The sequence below is a fragment of the Rhodoferax antarcticus ANT.BR genome (assembly GCF_001938565.1).
GTDB lineage: Bacteria > Pseudomonadota > Gammaproteobacteria > Burkholderiales > Burkholderiaceae_C > Rhodoferax > Rhodoferax antarcticus.
The window spans coordinates 271624-287606 of sequence record NZ_MSYM01000018.1 but is presented as its reverse complement, the minus strand read 5'-3'; the positions used below and the strand labels follow the sequence as shown (position 1 = coordinate 287606).

Genomic DNA, 15983 nt, shown 5'->3' with positions numbered 1-15983 from the left:
CTTAGCGGCCACGGCGCACGCGCAGCAGCTCATCCAGAATCAACAGCGTGGCACCGATGGTGATGGCGCTGTCGGCCACGTTGAAGGCCGGAAAGTGCCAGCCCTTCCAGTAAAAGTCTAAAAAATCAACCACATAGCCGTACAGCACGCGGTCAATCACGTTACCTATGGCGCCGCCCAGAATGCAGGCCAGCGCCAGCGCAAACAGCTTTTGGCCGGGGTGGCTTTTGAGCAGCCAGACGATCAGCACCGCGGCACCCACACCAATGCCGGTGAAGAGCCAGCGCTGCCAGCCGCCTGCGGAAGCCAAAAACGAAAACGCCGCGCCGTGGTTGTGCACCCGCACCAGATTGAAAAAGCTGGTGATGCGGGTGCTGTCACCATACTCGTAGTAGCCCAGGATCAGCACCTTGGTGAACTGATCCAACAAGATGATGATGAGCGCCAGCGCCAGCCAAGGCAGCATACCGCCCGAACTGTTGGAAAAAATGCTTTTGGATCGGGTGGCACCCGCGCGCCGTTTGCCCGCCATCAGACAAAGATCCGGGTTTCACCGCTGCCAAACAGGTTGCTGCTGCAGCGCGGGCACAAGGTGGGGTGAGCGGCGTCGCTACCGATGGCGTCGCTGTAATGCCAGCAACGCTCGCATTTAATGCCTTTAGAGGCGCTAGCCCTTATGGATAAAGCGTCACCAGCTATCATATCAATAGCGGACGTAATGAAGACGAACTTCAGATCCGCCCCCAGACTGCTCAGCAGCGCGAAGTCATCCGCAGCCACGGTGAGCTCCACCTCGGCTTGCAAGGATGAACCCACCAAGCCGTTGGCGCGCAGCACCTCAATGTCTTTGTTGACCAGGTCACGGATCTCGCGGATGCGGGCCCACTTGGCCAGCAGCGCGTCGTCAGCCGGGGCCAGCGTGCTGTAGGTGTCCATGAAGATCGAGTCGCGGGTGGCTACAGGCGTTTTGCCTTGCGCACCCAGCACGGCCCAAGCCTCTTCGGCGGTGAAGCTCAGGAAAGGTGACATCCAGTGCACAAACGCTTGCGTGATTTGCCACAGCGCGGTTTGTGCGCTGCGCCGGGCCAGCGAGTGGGCACCGGTGGTGTAGAGCCGGTCTTTGAGCACGTCCAGGTAGAACGAGCCCAGGTCTTCACTGCAGTAAATCTGCAGCTTGGCCACCACCGGGTGAAATTCGTACACCTCATAGTGCGCCAGCACTTCAGCTTGCAATTGGGCAGCGCGGCTCAGGGCGTAGCGGTCAATTTCGACCATTTGGTCAAGCGCAACGCTGTCGGTGGCTGGGTCAAAGTCGTGCGTGTTGGCCAGCAGGAACTTGAGCGTGTTGCGCACGCGCCGGTAAATGTCCACCACGCGCGCCAGAATTTTTTCGTCACCGGCAATGTCGCCAGAGTAGTCGCTGGAGGCGACCCAAAGCCGAATGATTTCGGCACCGAGCTTCTTGCTGGTTTCCTGCGGGTCGACGCCGTTACCGGCGCTCTTGCTCATCTTGTGGCCCTTGCTGTCCACGGTGAAACCATGCGTCAGGATGCCCTGATATGGTGCACGGTCGTACATGGCGCAGGCGGTCAGCAAGCTGGAATGGAACCAGCCGCGGTGCTGGTCGTGGCCTTCCAAGTACAGGTCAGCTTCGGGGCCGCTTTGGCCGGTGGCCGGGTCGATGACGTCATGGCCGCAGCCCTTGTGCGAGCCACGCAGCACGGTGGTGTGGGTGGTGCCGGAGTCAAACCAGACCTCCAGAATGTCGCTGCTCTTGGTGTAAGCGTCTGCATCGGCCTCGCAACCGACTTTCGCCAGAATCTCGGCTTTGGTGGCTTTGCTCCAGGCTTCGATGCCGCCCTGTTCGACCATATCGGCGGCGATGTCGAGAATGGCCATGGTTTTTGGATGCAGTTCGCCGCTGTCTTTGTTCAGGAAAAACGGCAGCGGCACGCCCCAGCTGCGCTGGCGGCTGATGCACCAATCGGGCCGCCCGGCAATCATGTCGCGCAGGCGCACCTTGCCGTTCTCGGGGTAAAACGCTGTCTTTTCAATAGCAGCCAGTGCAGTCTGCCTAAGGGTTAGCGGCGCTTTATCCTTGGTAAAAATGCCCACACCTTCGTCCATGCGGATGAACCACTGCGCAGCCGCGCGGTAGATTACCGGCGTCTTGTGGCGCCAGCAGTGCGGGTAGCTGTGCACGATGTTCTCGGTGGCAAACAGTCGGCCCGCCTCGCGCAGCGCGTTGATGATGACCGGGCAGGCTTTCCAGATGTGTTGGCCGCCAAACAGCGGCAGTTCGGCATCAAAAACGCCATTGCCTTGCACCGGGTTCAAGATGTCGTCATAGGCCATGCCATGAGAGACGCAGCTGTTGAAATCCTCTACCCCATAGGCGGGTGCGCTGTGCACCACGCCGGTGCCGTCGTCAGCCGTGGCGTAGTCGGCCAGATAAATCGGGCTGAGTCGGTCGTAACCTGGGTTCACATGGGCCAGCGGGTGTTTGAAATTCAGGCCAGCCAGGTTTTTGCCCAGCGTGGTGGCCAGCACCTTGCCGCTCAGGCCGAAACGCACCATGCATTTTTCAACCAAACTCTCGGCCAGCACCAGCAGGCCGCGCTCGGTATCGACCAGCGCATAGGTCAGATCGGGGTTCAGATTGAGCGCCTGGTTGGCGGGGATGGTCCAGGCGGTGGTCGTCCAGATAACCGCAAAGGCTTGCTTTTCAATAGCAGCTAGCCCAAACACAGCGGCGAGTTTGGCGGGTTCAGCGCACAAAAAGCCAACATCCAGCGTTTGCGACTTTTTGTCGGCGTATTCGATCTCGAACTCGGCCAAGCTGGAGCCGCAGTCAAAACACCAGTACACGGGTTTCAGGCCGCGATAGACAAAACCGCGTTCCACCACGCGCTTGAAGGCGCGGATTTCATTGGCTTCGGTCTTGAAAGCCATGGTCAGGTAGGGGTGGTCCCAGTCGCCCAGCACACCCAGGCGCTTGAAGTCGGCCATTTGCAGCGCGATCTGCTTGACCGCAAAAGCGCGGCTTTTGGCCTGCATCTCGTCACGGGCCAGGTTGCGGCCATACTTTTTCTCGATGGCGTTCTCGATCGGCAGGCCGTGGCAGTCCCAGCCGGGGATGTAGACCGCGTCCATGCCCTTGAGCTGGCGCGCCTTGACGATCATGTCTTTCAGAATCTTGTTGACCGCATGGCCCATGTGAATCTGGCCGTTGGCATAAGGCGGGCCGTCGTGCAGCACAAACAGCGGGGCGCCTTGGCGTGCGTCGCGCAGCTTTTGGTACAGCCCCTGGTCTTCCCAGGACTTGACCCACACCGGCTCGCGCTTGGGCAGGTCGCCGCGCATGGGAAACGGGGTGTCGGGCAGGTTCAGGGTGCTGCGGTAATCAGTTTGAGTGGTCATGATGGGGAATTTGCGAAATAGGCCCGGGCATCCTGGCAATCTTGGCGGATGCCGACGGTCAATGCATCCAGAGAGTCGTACTTGAGTTCGTCGTGCAGTTTGTGGAGCAACTCCACGCTGACGATTTTACCGTAGGCACCTTCTGGCCCGAGATGCTCGGGCCAGTCCAGGCAATGCGTTTCCAGCAGCACGCGCCCAGCATTCACGTCATTCGGGTCAACCGATGGACGCACACCCAGATTGGCGACACCGGGCAGCGGCTTCGCTGTCAGGCCGTGCACGCGCACAACAAAAATACCGCGCGCAGCGGGTTTCCAGTGGGCAAAGCGTTGGTTCAGGGTTTTGAAGCCCAAACTGCGCCCCAGTTTGCGTCCATGCATCACATGGCCAGAAATACGGTAGGGGTGGCCGAGCAAGCGAGTGGCGTCGCGCATGCGGCCCTCGGCCAGCGCATCGCGCACCGCCGAGCTCGACACGCGCAGGTTGTGCACCTCGTGGCTGTTCATGCGCGCCACATCGAACCCCTGCTTCAAGCCAGCCGCGGCCAGCAGCGTGAAGTCACCCGCGCGACGCTGGCCAAAGCGGAAATCATCGCCCACCAAAACATAGCGCGCGCCCAGGCCCTGTAGCAGCACGCTGTCGATAAACGCCTGCGGCGACAGGTTTGCCAGGCGGGCGTTAAAAGGCAGCACCACCGCCTGATCGATACCGCACTGGGCCAGGTCCATCAGCTTGTCGCGCAGCGTGCCGACCCGCGCCGGCGCCAAGCCAGGGTTTTGCGCCAGCGAGGCGAAGAAGTCGCGCGGGTGCGGCTCAAAGGTCAGCACGCAGCTGGGCACAGCGCGCTGCTGCGCCTCGCCCTTGAGCAAGGAGAGCATGGCCTGGTGGCCAAGGTGCACGCCGTCAAAATTGCCTATCGTCAAAGCGCAGGCAGGCGCCATGTCCGGGTGTTTGAAACCCCTGTAAATCTTCATTTCTTGTTATGAATTAAATAGCAAAACGGGCAAAGGACTATTGGGCTTGACGCCAATTTGACATGCAAAGGGGGTATATTGTGTCTTACACCCGCGGGTTGGTGAATGTTGGCGCGTTTTGTGCATCCAAGCAGAAGGTGAATCGGGTGATGTGGCTTTGAAAGTAATGCATTCGTGAGGTTTTGAGCTGGTTTCGGATAACGTCTTTTTTCAGGAGTCGTGTTTTGAAGGTCTTGAAGCTGTCAGCCCAGGGGCTGCCCCAATCGTGGATTTCGCTGGAACAAGCGGTGACGCACTACGCCGCCGAAGAGGTCCGCTGGGAATTGGGGCGCGAAGTGGCCGTGTTCCACGGCGGGCACAACGCCATCACTGGCCGCCAGTCGGTCATCACGGTCAGCAGCATCATCGGCACCAAAGGCGTGCCCAACATCAACCCCTTTGATTTGCGCCCGGGCCTGACCAACGGCAAGCTCTTTGCCCGCGACCGCAACCTCTGCGCCTACTGTGGCGGCTTGTTTGACGAAGTCGACCTGACGCGTGAGCACATCATTCCGTTTGCGCAGCATGGCATCGACACCTGGATGAACGTGGTCACCGCCTGCAAACCCTGCAACCACCGCAAAAGCCACCGTACCCCCGAGCAGGCGCACATGCCGCTCATTTACACGCCTTATGTGCCGAGCCTGTGGGAAGACTTCATCCTGCGCAACCGGCGCATTCTGGTGGACCAGATGGCGTTTTTAATGGCGCACGTGCCCAAGTCGTCGCGCTTGACAGCCTAATATCAAAATAAGAGTGATTAGCCCTTATCTATAAAGGGCTAGAGGCCAATTTGGCATATAAAAAAAGGGGGGTCTTCATGCATTTTTCACGATCAGCCACGTCTGCTGCCGGCCTGGCGCTGCTGCTGGGCAGTGCGCCGCTGTCGCTTTTGGCCGCTGCGGCCAGCGCGGTGGTGGCGGTACCTGCGCTAAACGGGGCCACATCCGCCGCAGCCGCATCCAACGCCACCTCAGACGTGGTTCCAGCGCCTGCTGTCGCGGTACTGATGCTCGCCAGCGACTGGCCGAGCGGGGAAGACCCGGCAGGCTTTCTGGTCAGCGAAAAGCTCGACGGCGTGCGTGCCTTGTGGGACGGTCAGACGCTGCGCTTTCGCAGCGGTCTGCCCATCGCCGCGCCAGGCTGGTTCACCGCAGCGCTGCCCAAAGCGGCGCTGGATGGCGAACTCTGGCTGGGCCGGGGCCGGTTTGACGAACTCTCAGGCATCGTGCGGCACGCTGAGCCGGTGGACGCAGATTGGCGCGCCGTGCGTTACATGGTGTTTGACCTGCCTGGCAGGCCGGTGCCGTTTGGGCAGCGCGTGCAGCAACTGCAAGCGGTGGTGGCCCAGGCCCAGCAACCCTGGCTGCAAGTGGTGGCGCAGCAGCAGGTGCCTAACGCTGTGGCGTTGCAGGCTTTACTCAAGCAGACCGTGACAGACGGCGGCGAGGGCCTGGTGCTGCACCGCGCCAGCGCGCTTTGGTCGCCCGGGCGCAGTACCACGCTGCTGAAATTCAAACCCGTGGCCGACGACGATGCGCGGGTGGTGGCGCATTTGCCGGGCAAAGGCCGCAACGCGGGACGCCTGGGCGCCTTGCTGCTGGAACTGCCCAACGGCCAGCGTTTTGCGCTGGGCAGCGGTTTCAGCGACGCGCAGCGCGCCAACCCGCCGCCCGTTGGCAGCTTGGTCACCTACCGCTACCGCGACCGCACGCCCAAGGGCCTGCCGCGTTTTGCCTCGTTTTTGCGGGTGCGTGAGGGAGAGTAGATGGATCGGCCAAACACACGCGGTGGCTGATTGGGGGGATGCTACTGTAAATATAGCTATATGCGCTTGATCTGTAAGGGCTACAGCCTGTCTTTATAGTAAACGTGCTTGCAGCGACGCAACCGCCAGCGGGCGCAGCCGAGCATAGTCCAACAGTTCGGCCAGGTGCGCGCCTTTGACTTGCCATTCGTATACCACCTCTTCAGCCAGCAGCACGTAATGCCAGGGCAGGCCGCCTCGGTGTTCCGGTGTCAACTGGTTGATGCGCTCGCACCAAGCCACCGCCGCCTTGAACTTGCGTTGCACATTCGGGTGAATGGTTTGCGCTTGCGCCTTGGTCTCGGCCAGATAGATTGCATCTTTGGTACGCACCAGAAAGTCAGGCGACTAAAAAGCGGCCAGACCGTCATCCTTCACGTAACGCAGTCGGGCAAAAGTGTGGCGGTTTTCACTGATTTTGCAAAACGCCAGCACGTGTGAGTCGGCCTGCGCCCAGTGGATAAAGGCGCGCTCCAGCCCACCGTTTTGGCTGGGCCAGCCCAGCCGGGTAGAGATGCACTTGGATACTTCGACCGAATTGCTCTCGCGCAGCATCAGGCGCGGCACCTCGCTCAACCAGCGCTGGTGTACCTCGGCTTGTCCAGTGACGCGTTTTTTCTCTGAGCCCATTAGCGCGACTGCAAACACCTTGGTGATGTGATCCACCACCGGCTGCAACAGCAACAAGCGCCAGTTTTCACAGCCAAAATCTTCCCCCAGCGGGTTGAAGGTCTGGCCAAAGAGCTGCGTCCAGATGTAATCGTCCAACGCACCGCCCACCCGATAGTCGCCAAACAGCGTGGCGCTTTGCAAGTCTTGCGACACAAACGTGTCGCCCTTGCCCAGCAGCGCTGCCAATGCTTCACTATTCATAGCTGTAAAGGTAGGAGGAGTAAGCGCATCGAGCGTTTTTTGCCCATGCAGTTCGTCGGTTTCCTGCAAGATGAAGGGGATGCCAAAGTCAAACGCTTCAAACCCGTCACGTAAGTCAGCGGCCATCACGTCACCGGTGGCGCTGGTGTTGTCGGTATCGTCACCGGTGGTGGTGGCCAGCCCGTCGTTGATCAGGTCGTTGTAAAACGACTGGAACGCCGGATGCTCAACAATTGACAGCACGTCAAGCAAGCTGCCAACCTCCTGGCCGGCATTGATGCGCTCGCGGTTCTCGCGTTTCAGGTCCGTGTATTCGTTGTCACGCCACATCAGCCGTAAGCCCCGACCAATGGTCTGCTCCAGCAGAATCTGCGCCTGACTGGAGCGCAGCGGCACGATGACGCAGATGTTGTTCACATCAATGCCTTCGCGCCGCATCAGCACGCTCACAATCACGCGCGGCGTGGCGTGGCGGTCCACACTGAACAGGCGCTGGCGCACTGGCGCCCAGTCTTTTTCACCCAACTCGGCCTTTTTGCCAGAGTCAATGGTCATCACATCGTCATGGCAAAGACCTTCCTGCTCCTGCAAAAAGGAGCTAACCCGTGGTGACACGGTGGTGTCTTCACACACCACCAGCAGCTTGGGGTGGCGGCTTGGGTCGAGCCGGGCAAAGTCGGCTTCCAGTTTGCGCAGTTTGTGCAGGCCCGCACGAAGCATCACACGCTGGCCTTCGCTCAAACTGGGGTGGCCGGATTCATCGCGCTCGGCGGTGAACGTCAAAGGCAGTGCGCCGATTTCCTTGCGCCGGTCCAACACCAGCGACTTCACCAGCCCGGCGCGCATGGCGCTTTTCAGGTCAAAGTTGGTGATGATGTGCGGGAAATAGAGCTTGCGTTTGTGTTTGCCCGCGCCGACATCGTTGTACGGTGTAGCCGAAGAATCCACTTGCACAAAGCGCCGGCCTTTGCTGGTGGCAATCTTCGACAAGCTTTTTTGCCATTCCACCTCGGTCACTTCACCTTCACGCTTGAACTCATGGATGTGGTGCGCCTCGTCATTGAACACCATCAGCTCAGGCAGTGCCGCCAAAAATTCCAACACATTGCCACGGGCATAGCGCCGGTCCAGCACGTCCAGGCTGTTGCCTGTGGCTCGGCCTGGCATCAAAGGCAGCACGGCATTCACCACCTGTTGCGCCACCAGCGGCACGCTTGGCGCATCGACGCCATCTGCATCTTCCACCTGGTCAACCGCATCGGCATCGGTGAGCAAATGCCAGTTGGTGATGGCAATCATGCCTTCGCCAGTGGCTTTCAGTCCAATCTCGGTCTTGCTGCACACATTGCCGCGCACAAAGGCAAACACTGTATCGCGGTGCGCCTCCGGGATAAACAGGTCGGCAAACTGCGCCACATCTGACTTGGCAAAATCCCGCGAGCCATTACTGCCCTCGACCAGCTTGCCGCAAAACGCATCCAGTAGCCGCTCGTAAACAATCAACCCCGGTGCCACCACCATAAACTGCCGCGTGAAGCGCGCATCGTCGAGGCCTTCAGCCAGCGCCGCCGACCTGTTGAGCAACTGCCAGATCATCAGCGCCTGCAGCACCCAGGTTTTGCCGGTGCCAGTGGCCATCTTGAAGCAGTATTTGGGGTGGGCATGCTTGTCCTGTGCCACCTCGTTTAGCCGGGCGCCGCTCAGCAAAGCGTCGGGTGCGGCGGCTTTGTACAAATCAAGCAGCGACCAATGCGGCTGATCACAGCCCAGTACCTCGTGGGCAACGATGGCGTTCAAAATGGCTTGGCGCTGCCCGGCGTGAAAGTTCAGGCCCCCGCCGTAAGCAAAGCTGCCGCCGCGGGCAGTGACCATGTCCTCGGCAAACTACCACAGCAACAGCTCGGCCGTGGTGGGCGTGACCAGTTCCAGAATGTCTGCAACGCCAGATTCCAGGCCCAGGCAGAGCCGGTTTGTCTTGGTGGTGAGGCTGTGGGAAAGAGCGAGTTGGTGGTCGGGTTCAGACATTTTTATCCCTGTGCTGGCTGCGGAGTAAACAAATTGTTTATGATTGGGCTGTGATTGACAGCTTTGCGCATACTGAAACCGAACGCTTGTTCTTGACAGGCAAGTCCCGTCGGCTGCCGCCGGACATCCTGCGTCGGGCTTTGATGCGTTTGACGCAATTGCACGCGGCAATGGTCATTGATGACTTGCGCATGCCGCCATCCAACAGGCTCGAAGCGTTGATCGGTGACCGCGCTGGGCAATGGCGCATTCGCATCAACGACCAATGGCGTGTGTGCTTTCGGTTTGAGGATGGAAAAGCGCTTGACGTTGAAATTGCCGACTACCAATGAGGAAACTGCACCATGCGCACTTTGAAAAATGGAATGCCCCCGATTCACCCCGGCGAATTTCTGCGAGAAATTCTGGATGACTTGGCGTTGACGCAGGCGGCCTTTGCCGAGGCCATTGGCATCTCGCCCATGCGCGTGTCGCACGTGCTGCGGGGTGATCGCCCAATTACGGCCGAACTGGCGCTGCGCTTGGGTCGAGCCTTGGGGCAAACGCCGCAGTACTGGCTCAATCTGCAAACGTCCTACGACTTGAAAGTGGCGCAAGCCGAATGGAAAGACAGCTTGCGCGCGGTACGGGAGCTGGCTGCGGCCTGACTCTCGCCCCAGCGACTTTGCGAATTGCGAGGAATACATGGCACGGAACATGGAAATTGGTGGATGGAACAATTCGCTCACGCCTTCGACGCGCTTACTGAATCAGAAGCTCGGTACCTTGCTCGCACCGAGACGGCTGACACCGTCCGAAGTCGCATTGCTGCTGCAAAGTAAGCGCGAGTTGGCCGCGCTGGTACGAACAACGGTGCCCCGCGCACCCAACCACAAAGTGGCGGCGTCGGCGTAGGTCAGACTCATACAAGCACCGACATCACTTCTGGAGCAAGTGCTCTTGTTTTTATAGCTATATACGCTTTATCTACGAGCGCTGGCGTCTGTTTCTATGCGCAGCACAGACTGACGGCAAGCGGTCTGTACTACGGCAGAACCTGGGATGCGGGGCCAGGCTACAACGTGTTTCACTTGTGCGCGGGATCAATTAGCTTGGACAGTGTCCGCGCGATGTATTCGGAGCCTTGCACGGAGAGGTGATCGTCGTCGCGATAAAGCATGTTGCCGTCTTTCATGGCCCAGCACCATTTGTCATCGCACAGCTCGGCGGCGGCATCAAATATTTTGACGGTTGGGTAGTCCCTCAATACTGAAAACACAATCTCGCGGTACTCATGGTTGCGCGCATCGAAGTCCTTCCGGGACACTGCGCAGGGTTGTCTGATCTGACGTGTGGTCAAACGCAGTGGACGGATGTCAACGCATGACCTTGGATCGAATCCCAGTTCCGGAACATCAAGCACAAAAACGACTCGCTTGTCTTTTTTTGTCAGTCGCTCCATCGTGGATCGCATCCCGGTTTTAAAGACTTCTCGGAAATCGGAAACGCTAGGGTTATTGGTCGAAGCCAAAGCACGATCATGACTTTGTTCATCAGCGATCTCACCAAAACCTTTTCCATAAAGGTAGAGCGGGCCACGGGATGAAACCACTATGATACGAGTCGATTTAGTGTCTTCGGCTACCTTGAGTGAGCGGTTCATTCGGTCGGCACATGGATCTTGCCCCCCCTTTTGGAACGAGGCTACATCAAAAAATGGCAGACATGCTCCCTCGCCAAAATTTAAAACACTTTCTACCGTGGAATTCGTAACTGCGGCCATGCCGGGGTATAGGTGATTGGCGTGGGAGTCTCCCAACAAAAGAATCGTTGGTCCGGATGCCTTCGATTTTGCGCAATACCCAGTTTTTGCGAACTCCGGGAAGCTGGTTTTGCATTCTTCGTTTTGGTTGTTCTCCGCTACCCAAATAAACTGGGCATTACGCTCAGTCAGCTGTCGGTACCGAAACTCCAACCCATCCCTCATAAACGCGTTGTACCCCACATACCCCACCACGCTCATCAGTACGCACAGCGTCGCCGTCTTCACCCAGGTATTGCGTCCAAACCGGATCGGCCGCTCCACCAGCCGGTAGGTCAGCCACGCCAAAACAAAGCTCAACACCACCGCCGCCATCCGAATAGTGCGTGACGGCGTTTCGGATTCCATAATCCGCGCAAACGCCAGAATGGGCCAGTGCCACAGGTACAGCGGGTAACTGATCAAGCCAACAAACACCATCAAGCGATTGGCCAGAATCTTGCGGTTCACCCAGGCTTGCGGCCCGGCCAAGATCAGCAGGCAAGCGCCCAACACCGGGAACAACGCCCACCAGCCCGGGAACAGCTTGCCTTTATGCAGACCAAACACGGCCAGAACGATCAAAAACAAGCCGAAGCCTGACAGCAGATTGTTCAAAACCGCCTCACGGCGCTGCGCCGCTGGGGGCTGCCTGAACACCAGCGGATGAAACAGGCTGCGTTTGAGCCAGGCAGCAAACGGTGCCGGTTTGTACAGTTGCACATAGGCCAACACCGACCCGGCCAGTAGCTCCCAAAACCGGGTTTGCGGCAAGAAAAATGTCTTGATGGCCTCTTTCTCAATGCCGCCCACGTTCAATCCAAACGACAGCAGGCCCAGCAAAATCACGACCGTCAGCACATTCAGGCCCATCCGCCACGCGCCCCAAATGAGAACGGGGTAAAGCAGGTAAAACTGTTCCTCAATGGCCAGCGACCAAAGGTGCATCAGGGGTTTGAGTTCAGAGGCAGTGTCGAAATACCCAGCTTCTTTCCAAATCACAAAGTTTTGGACAAAGCCTGCCCCCGCTGCCATGTGCTTACCCAACTGCTTGTATTCGTCAGGCAGCAGGGCAAACCAGCCAAAGGCGTAGCAGGCGGCCAGCACCAGAATCAGCGCCGGGAAGATGCGCTTGATACGGTGCGCGTAAAACTCGGTGAAGCTGAAATCCCCGCGCTGCAGGCTTCTGAAAATGATGGTCGAAATCAAAAAGCCCGAGATCACAAAGAAGATGTCCACGCCCACAAAACCACCGCGCAGTTTGCTGGGAAAGGCGTGAAACAGCACGACCGAAAGGATCGCCACCGCCCGCAGGCCGTCGATGTCGGGTCGGTAAGCAGGGTGGGCGTTGTGTTCTTGGGGTGGTGAGGCCGTGATGGAGCCAATATCAGACGCGAGTTCAGGTGGGGATTTGTGCATGAATGGTGTGTTGATCTCCCTCTGCTTGCGCAGAACCTGTCAACTTAATTGTTAGTTACGCAAAGAACGTAACTATACAGACTGGTTACTTCGTTCCGTGACTTGCCCAATAACGTAACTGCATGGAAAACGCAAAAACTTTGTTTGCGAACCGGTTACGCGAGGCCATGGTGGCCGCCGGCTTCGAGCCCAAGCCCGCTGTGCTGGAGCGCGAATTCAACACCCGTTACTGGGGCAAACCCATGACGCTGCACGGGGTGCGTCGCTGGCTGCGCGGCGAGACCCTGCCCACGCACGAAAAATTGCTGGTGCTCGCTGAATGGCTGGCAGTGCCGCCGCAGCAACTTAACTTTGGTGATGAAATTCAGCGCAAGGTGGAAGCACGTCGCGGCCGCTGGGACAGTGGGATTGGCTACCAAGATCGGGATATTTTCGAGGCGTTCCTGAAATTGCCTGTGCCCCAGCGCAAGCTGATCCGTGAAGTGATCCTGACATTCGCCAAGGCGCACTCGGCCACCGATAGCAAATCGTCACCTGCAGTTTGAAAGTAAGCTTGCTATATTAAACCTAGCTGCTACCGCTTATTTGACAAGGGTTTCAAGGCATTAATGCTTAAAATACGGGTGCTGCACCTGGCCCCGGCAGTCATCAGCCCATAGACCCGTTTGGTCAGAAGGTAGTGGCTGTTTGCTTGACTGACAAGCCCCATTCCCCCAGACTCGCCGCATCGCCAGAGCGACCGCATATATCAAGATAAAACATGAAACAAAACCCGAAGACTGGTAGAAGGGGGCCGTTCGCTCATGCCTTCGATGCAGGGTGATGCCACCCAGACCCAGGTAGCCCAATGCGTTTACTGATTCTCGAAGACGATGCCCAACTCGCCGATGCCCTTGGTACGGGTTTGCGGCAACTTGGTCACGTGGTGGACTGTTTTCCCGACGGTGTGCGGGCAGATGCCGCCCTTGGCACGGCCCACTACGACGCCTTGGTCCTTGACCTTGGTCTGCCCGGCGCCGATGGCATGGTCTGGCTCAGGCGCTGGCGAGAGCGTGGTGTGGCCTTGCCGGTGCTGATTCTGACCGCACGCGATGGTCTTGAGCAACGCATCGCCGGGCTGGATGCAGGGGCTGATGACTACTTGATCAAGCCTGTGGCGATCAACGAACTGGCGGCGCGCCTGCGTGCCTTGCTGCGCCGCGCCACGGGGCGCAGTCAATCCGAGTGGTTGCATGGCGGCTTGCGTTACGACCCGTCGACCCGGCAGGTGCACTGGCAAGGCCAGCCCGTGGAGCTGACCGCACGTGAAACGGCTTTGCTGGAGATCCTGCTCAAACATCCGCAGCGGGTGTTGTCCAAAACCCAGCTGCTGGAGCAGATGTACGACTGGAGCGGTGATGAGCCAGAAAGCAACGCGCTGGAAGTGCATATCCACCACCTGCGCCGCAAGCTTCACCCGACGCTGGTGCGCACCATTCGTGGGCTTGGGTACGCGTTGGGCCCGGCCCTGGGTGCGCAGGAGGCCACATGAGTCTGCAACGCCGCTTGTTGATTTATTTGCTAATTTGTGCACCCCTGGTGTGGGCGGCAGCGGCCTGGGTGTCGTCTAGTCGGGCCCGTGCCGAGGTCAACGAGTTGTTTGACACCGAAATGATTCGCCTGGCATTGCAAGTGCAGGCCACGCTGTTGGGGCTGGACCGAACCAAAGGCACCCCAACATCCACCGCGGTCAGCAAAGAGGCTGACTTGGAAGATCTGGCCATTACCGTCTGGGACCAACAGGGCAAGGTTCTGCTGGCAGATCGTGAAGGCACACAGTTGCCTCTGCTTGCGGATGCCGTTGGTTTTGTCGAGCTGTCTTTGCAGCATCAGCCTTGGCGGGTGTATTACCTGCAGGCGCCCAACCGGGAGTGGCTGGTGGCGGCTGGGCAAAAGATAGATGAGCGTGACGAACTGGTGTGGGGGCTGGTTGAGAGTCAGCTTCTTCCTTGGCTGCTGACCCTGCCAGTATTGCTGCTGGCCATGGCCTGGGCGGTGCGCCAGGCATTGAGCCCGATGCGCGCCTTGACCCATGAGCTGCAACAGCGCACCGCAGACGATCTGCAAGCCATCCCGTCGCAGCAGGCGCCTGCTGAGATCCAGCCGCTGTTGCAGGCGATGAACGGACTTTTTGGCCGTATTGACGCCACCCTGGCCAGGGAACGTCGTTTTACTGCTGATGCCGCGCATGAGCTGCGCACACCGCTGGCCGTGCTGAGCGCGCAGTGGGAAGTGCTGCAAAGCGCTCGTACCGAACCAGAGCGTGTGCAGGCCGCTGGCAAACTGAGTGCTGGCATGCAGCGCATGACGCGCTTGGTCGACCAGCTTTTACGCCTGTCCCGGCTGGAGGCTACTGACGGTCTCACCCGCGCCGAGCCGCTGGACTGGCGCGCCCTGGCCGAACAAAGCATGAGTGACACCCTGGCGCTGGCAGAGCGCCGCCAAATCGACCTGGCGTGCGAATGGCCCGAGCAACCCCACAACCCGCCCGACTGGCAGGGCGACGCGCATTTGCTGGCGGTGTTGCTGCGCAACCTGCTGGACAACGCTGTGCGTTATGCCCCAGAAGGCAGCACCGTGACGTTGCGGCTGACACCATCCAGCGTGTCGGTGGAAAACGCCGGCGCACCGCTTCCTGCAGAGCAGTTAGGGCGTATGGGGGAGCGTTTTTATCGCCCGGACGGGCAAGCCGAGCTAGGCAGTGGCCTGGGCGTGTCGATTGCGCAGCGCATTGCAGCACTGCATGGTCTGGTCTTGTCCTACCACCCACAGGCTGATGGCGCGGGTGTGGTGGCCGAACTCACATCTGTGGGTTGATCAGAGACTCGCTGCGATGCTGCGGCGAAATGGATGCGGGCTTAAGACGGTTTTTTGTGATTGAGCGCCAGACCAAGTGGTTGAGTAGGGCCGCTGTCCAGCACAGCAGAGCGGTCCACAACGTGTGACTGGGGAAATGTGCACCGCGCAGCGTTTGCGCTGCCCCCAGCACGGCGCCGACCAGAAGTACCGCCGTCAGACTCCACCAGCCAATGCGGCGATCTGCCGCACGTTGTGAGGTCAGCAGACCCAGTGGCAGCGCCAGGAAGGCCAGTGCCGCTGACGCATGCCCGCCCGGAAAACACCTGCCCGGCCCGCCATCGGACACGCCCCAGGACCAGTGCGAGCGGTATTCGGCGACCCCGCCAAACAGCCGCAAGTCCCAGGGGCAACTGATCAGACTGTCGTGTTTGATGACATTGATCAGCAGCAAGGCCAGCAGCGTGCCCAGCAGCATCTCGGTGCGTTGCTGGCGCGACACCTGTCGAAAAAACCCGAGTGGGTGCCACACCATCAACGCCAACAGCGCCAGGAAGACCCAGGCCAGATGGCGCATCCACTGGTGCAGTACAGTTTCCAGCCACCAGTTGTGCTGCAGTGCAAAACCTTGCGGCGAGCCAAACTGCGTCATCACCCACTGGTCCAGGCCAGCAGCGTCCCACAGCAAGGTGATCGTCAAACCGACCAGACTGAGCCACCAAAGGGTGGCTGGCGGGTTCCGCTTGGCAGTCACTTGGCGCGTTTGAAGGGAAATTGGTAGCGACATGCCATGCATTGCAGCCCAGCTTTG

16 protein-coding genes are annotated in these 15983 nt (G+C 59.3%); 7 read left to right on the top strand and 9 right to left on the bottom strand.

Going from position 1 to position 15983, the window contains the following annotated elements; all coding sequences use genetic code 11:
• Position 1: 1 nt before the first annotated feature.
• The 3 genes from lspA to BLL52_RS17495 are packed head-to-tail and all read right to left on the bottom strand — an operon-like array spanning position 2 to position 4394.
• The gene (lspA, locus tag BLL52_RS17505; protein WP_075587917.1) at positions 2–532 is read right to left on the bottom strand and encodes a signal peptidase II; all 531 of its coding nucleotides are present in this window, start codon (positions 530–532) and stop codon (positions 2–4) included.
• Positions 532–3420: an isoleucine--tRNA ligase gene (ileS, locus tag BLL52_RS17500; protein WP_075587916.1), complete on the bottom strand. Its 2889-nt coding sequence runs from the start codon at positions 3418–3420 to the stop codon at positions 532–534. Before ileS ends, lspA begins: the two co-directional genes overlap by 1 nt.
• Positions 3417–4394: a bifunctional riboflavin kinase/FAD synthetase gene (locus BLL52_RS17495; protein WP_075587915.1), complete on the bottom strand. Its 978-nt coding sequence runs from the start codon at positions 4392–4394 to the stop codon at positions 3417–3419. The genes ileS and BLL52_RS17495 overlap by 4 nt, the downstream gene beginning before the upstream one ends.
• 224 nt (positions 4395–4618) lie before the next feature.
• Between BLL52_RS17495 and BLL52_RS17490 the strand changes: the two genes are divergently transcribed.
• On the top strand, positions 4619–5176 hold the full coding sequence (locus BLL52_RS17490; RefSeq protein WP_075587914.1) for an HNH endonuclease: 558 nt from the start codon (positions 4619–4621) through the stop codon (positions 5174–5176).
• Positions 5177–5253: 77 nt separating this feature from the next.
• Positions 5254–6201: a DNA ligase gene (locus BLL52_RS17485; RefSeq protein ID WP_083634032.1), complete on the top strand. Its 948-nt coding sequence runs from the start codon at positions 5254–5256 to the stop codon at positions 6199–6201.
• Between the two features lie 93 nt (positions 6202–6294).
• On the opposite strand, the gene BLL52_RS21095 is transcribed toward BLL52_RS17485, so the two are convergent.
• Genes BLL52_RS21095 through BLL52_RS21090 form a run of 3 tightly spaced genes read right to left on the bottom strand, consistent with a single transcriptional unit; the run spans position 6295 to position 9138 of the window.
• Positions 6295–6573, bottom strand: coding sequence for a hypothetical protein (locus tag BLL52_RS21095; protein ID WP_198930654.1), 279 nt, complete (start codon positions 6571–6573; stop codon positions 6295–6297).
• Positions 6574–6588: 15 nt separating this feature from the next.
• On the bottom strand, positions 6589–8985 hold the full coding sequence (locus BLL52_RS17480; RefSeq protein WP_198930653.1) for a DEAD/DEAH box helicase family protein: 2397 nt from the start codon (positions 8983–8985) through the stop codon (positions 6589–6591).
• A gap of 12 nt (positions 8986–8997) precedes the next feature.
• Positions 8998–9138 (bottom strand): hypothetical protein, encoded by a 141-nt coding sequence (locus BLL52_RS21090; protein WP_198930652.1) that lies wholly within the window; start codon positions 9136–9138, stop codon positions 8998–9000.
• Positions 9139–9188: 50 nt separating this feature from the next.
• On the opposite strand from BLL52_RS21090, the gene BLL52_RS17475 reads away from it, so the two are divergent.
• Positions 9189–9470, top strand: a complete 282-nt coding sequence (locus BLL52_RS17475; RefSeq protein ID WP_075587913.1) for a type II toxin-antitoxin system RelE/ParE family toxin — start codon at positions 9189–9191, stop codon at positions 9468–9470.
• 12 nt (positions 9471–9482) lie between these two features.
• Complete coding sequence (locus BLL52_RS17470; RefSeq protein ID WP_075587912.1) at positions 9483–9785, top strand: HigA family addiction module antitoxin; 303 nt, start codon at positions 9483–9485, stop codon at positions 9783–9785.
• A 102-nt stretch (positions 9786–9887) separates the two neighbouring features.
• Here BLL52_RS17470 and BLL52_RS20825 read toward each other — a convergent pair whose 3' ends face one another.
• Both BLL52_RS20825 and BLL52_RS17465 read right to left on the bottom strand, forming a co-directional pair.
• On the bottom strand, positions 9888–10043 hold the full coding sequence (locus BLL52_RS20825) for a hypothetical protein (protein WP_156876250.1): 156 nt from the start codon (positions 10041–10043) through the stop codon (positions 9888–9890).
• A 161-nt stretch (positions 10044–10204) separates the two neighbouring features.
• Positions 10205–12337 (bottom strand): acyltransferase family protein, encoded by a 2133-nt coding sequence (locus tag BLL52_RS17465; protein WP_083634031.1) that lies wholly within the window; start codon positions 12335–12337, stop codon positions 10205–10207.
• A 122-nt stretch (positions 12338–12459) separates the two neighbouring features.
• On the opposite strand from BLL52_RS17465, the gene BLL52_RS17460 reads away from it, so the two are divergent.
• The 3 genes from BLL52_RS17460 (at position 12460) to BLL52_RS17450 (ending at position 15193) form a co-directional block, all read left to right on the top strand.
• A complete protein-coding gene (locus BLL52_RS17460) occupies positions 12460–12882 on the top strand; it encodes a DNA-binding protein (protein WP_075587911.1) in 423 nt (140 codons plus the stop codon).
• Positions 12883–13184: 302 nt separating this feature from the next.
• Positions 13185–13868, top strand: coding sequence for a winged helix-turn-helix domain-containing protein (locus BLL52_RS17455; protein ID WP_075587910.1), 684 nt, complete (start codon positions 13185–13187; stop codon positions 13866–13868).
• Positions 13865–15193, top strand: a complete 1329-nt coding sequence (locus BLL52_RS17450) for an ATP-binding protein (protein ID WP_075587909.1) — start codon at positions 13865–13867, stop codon at positions 15191–15193. Before BLL52_RS17455 ends, BLL52_RS17450 begins: the two co-directional genes overlap by 4 nt.
• Here BLL52_RS17450 and BLL52_RS17445 read toward each other — a convergent pair.
• On the bottom strand, positions 15177–15959 hold the full coding sequence (locus BLL52_RS17445) for a phosphatase PAP2 family protein (RefSeq protein WP_241839251.1): 783 nt from the start codon (positions 15957–15959) through the stop codon (positions 15177–15179). The genes BLL52_RS17450 and BLL52_RS17445 overlap by 17 nt on opposite strands.
• Positions 15960–15983: the final 24 nt, after the last annotated feature.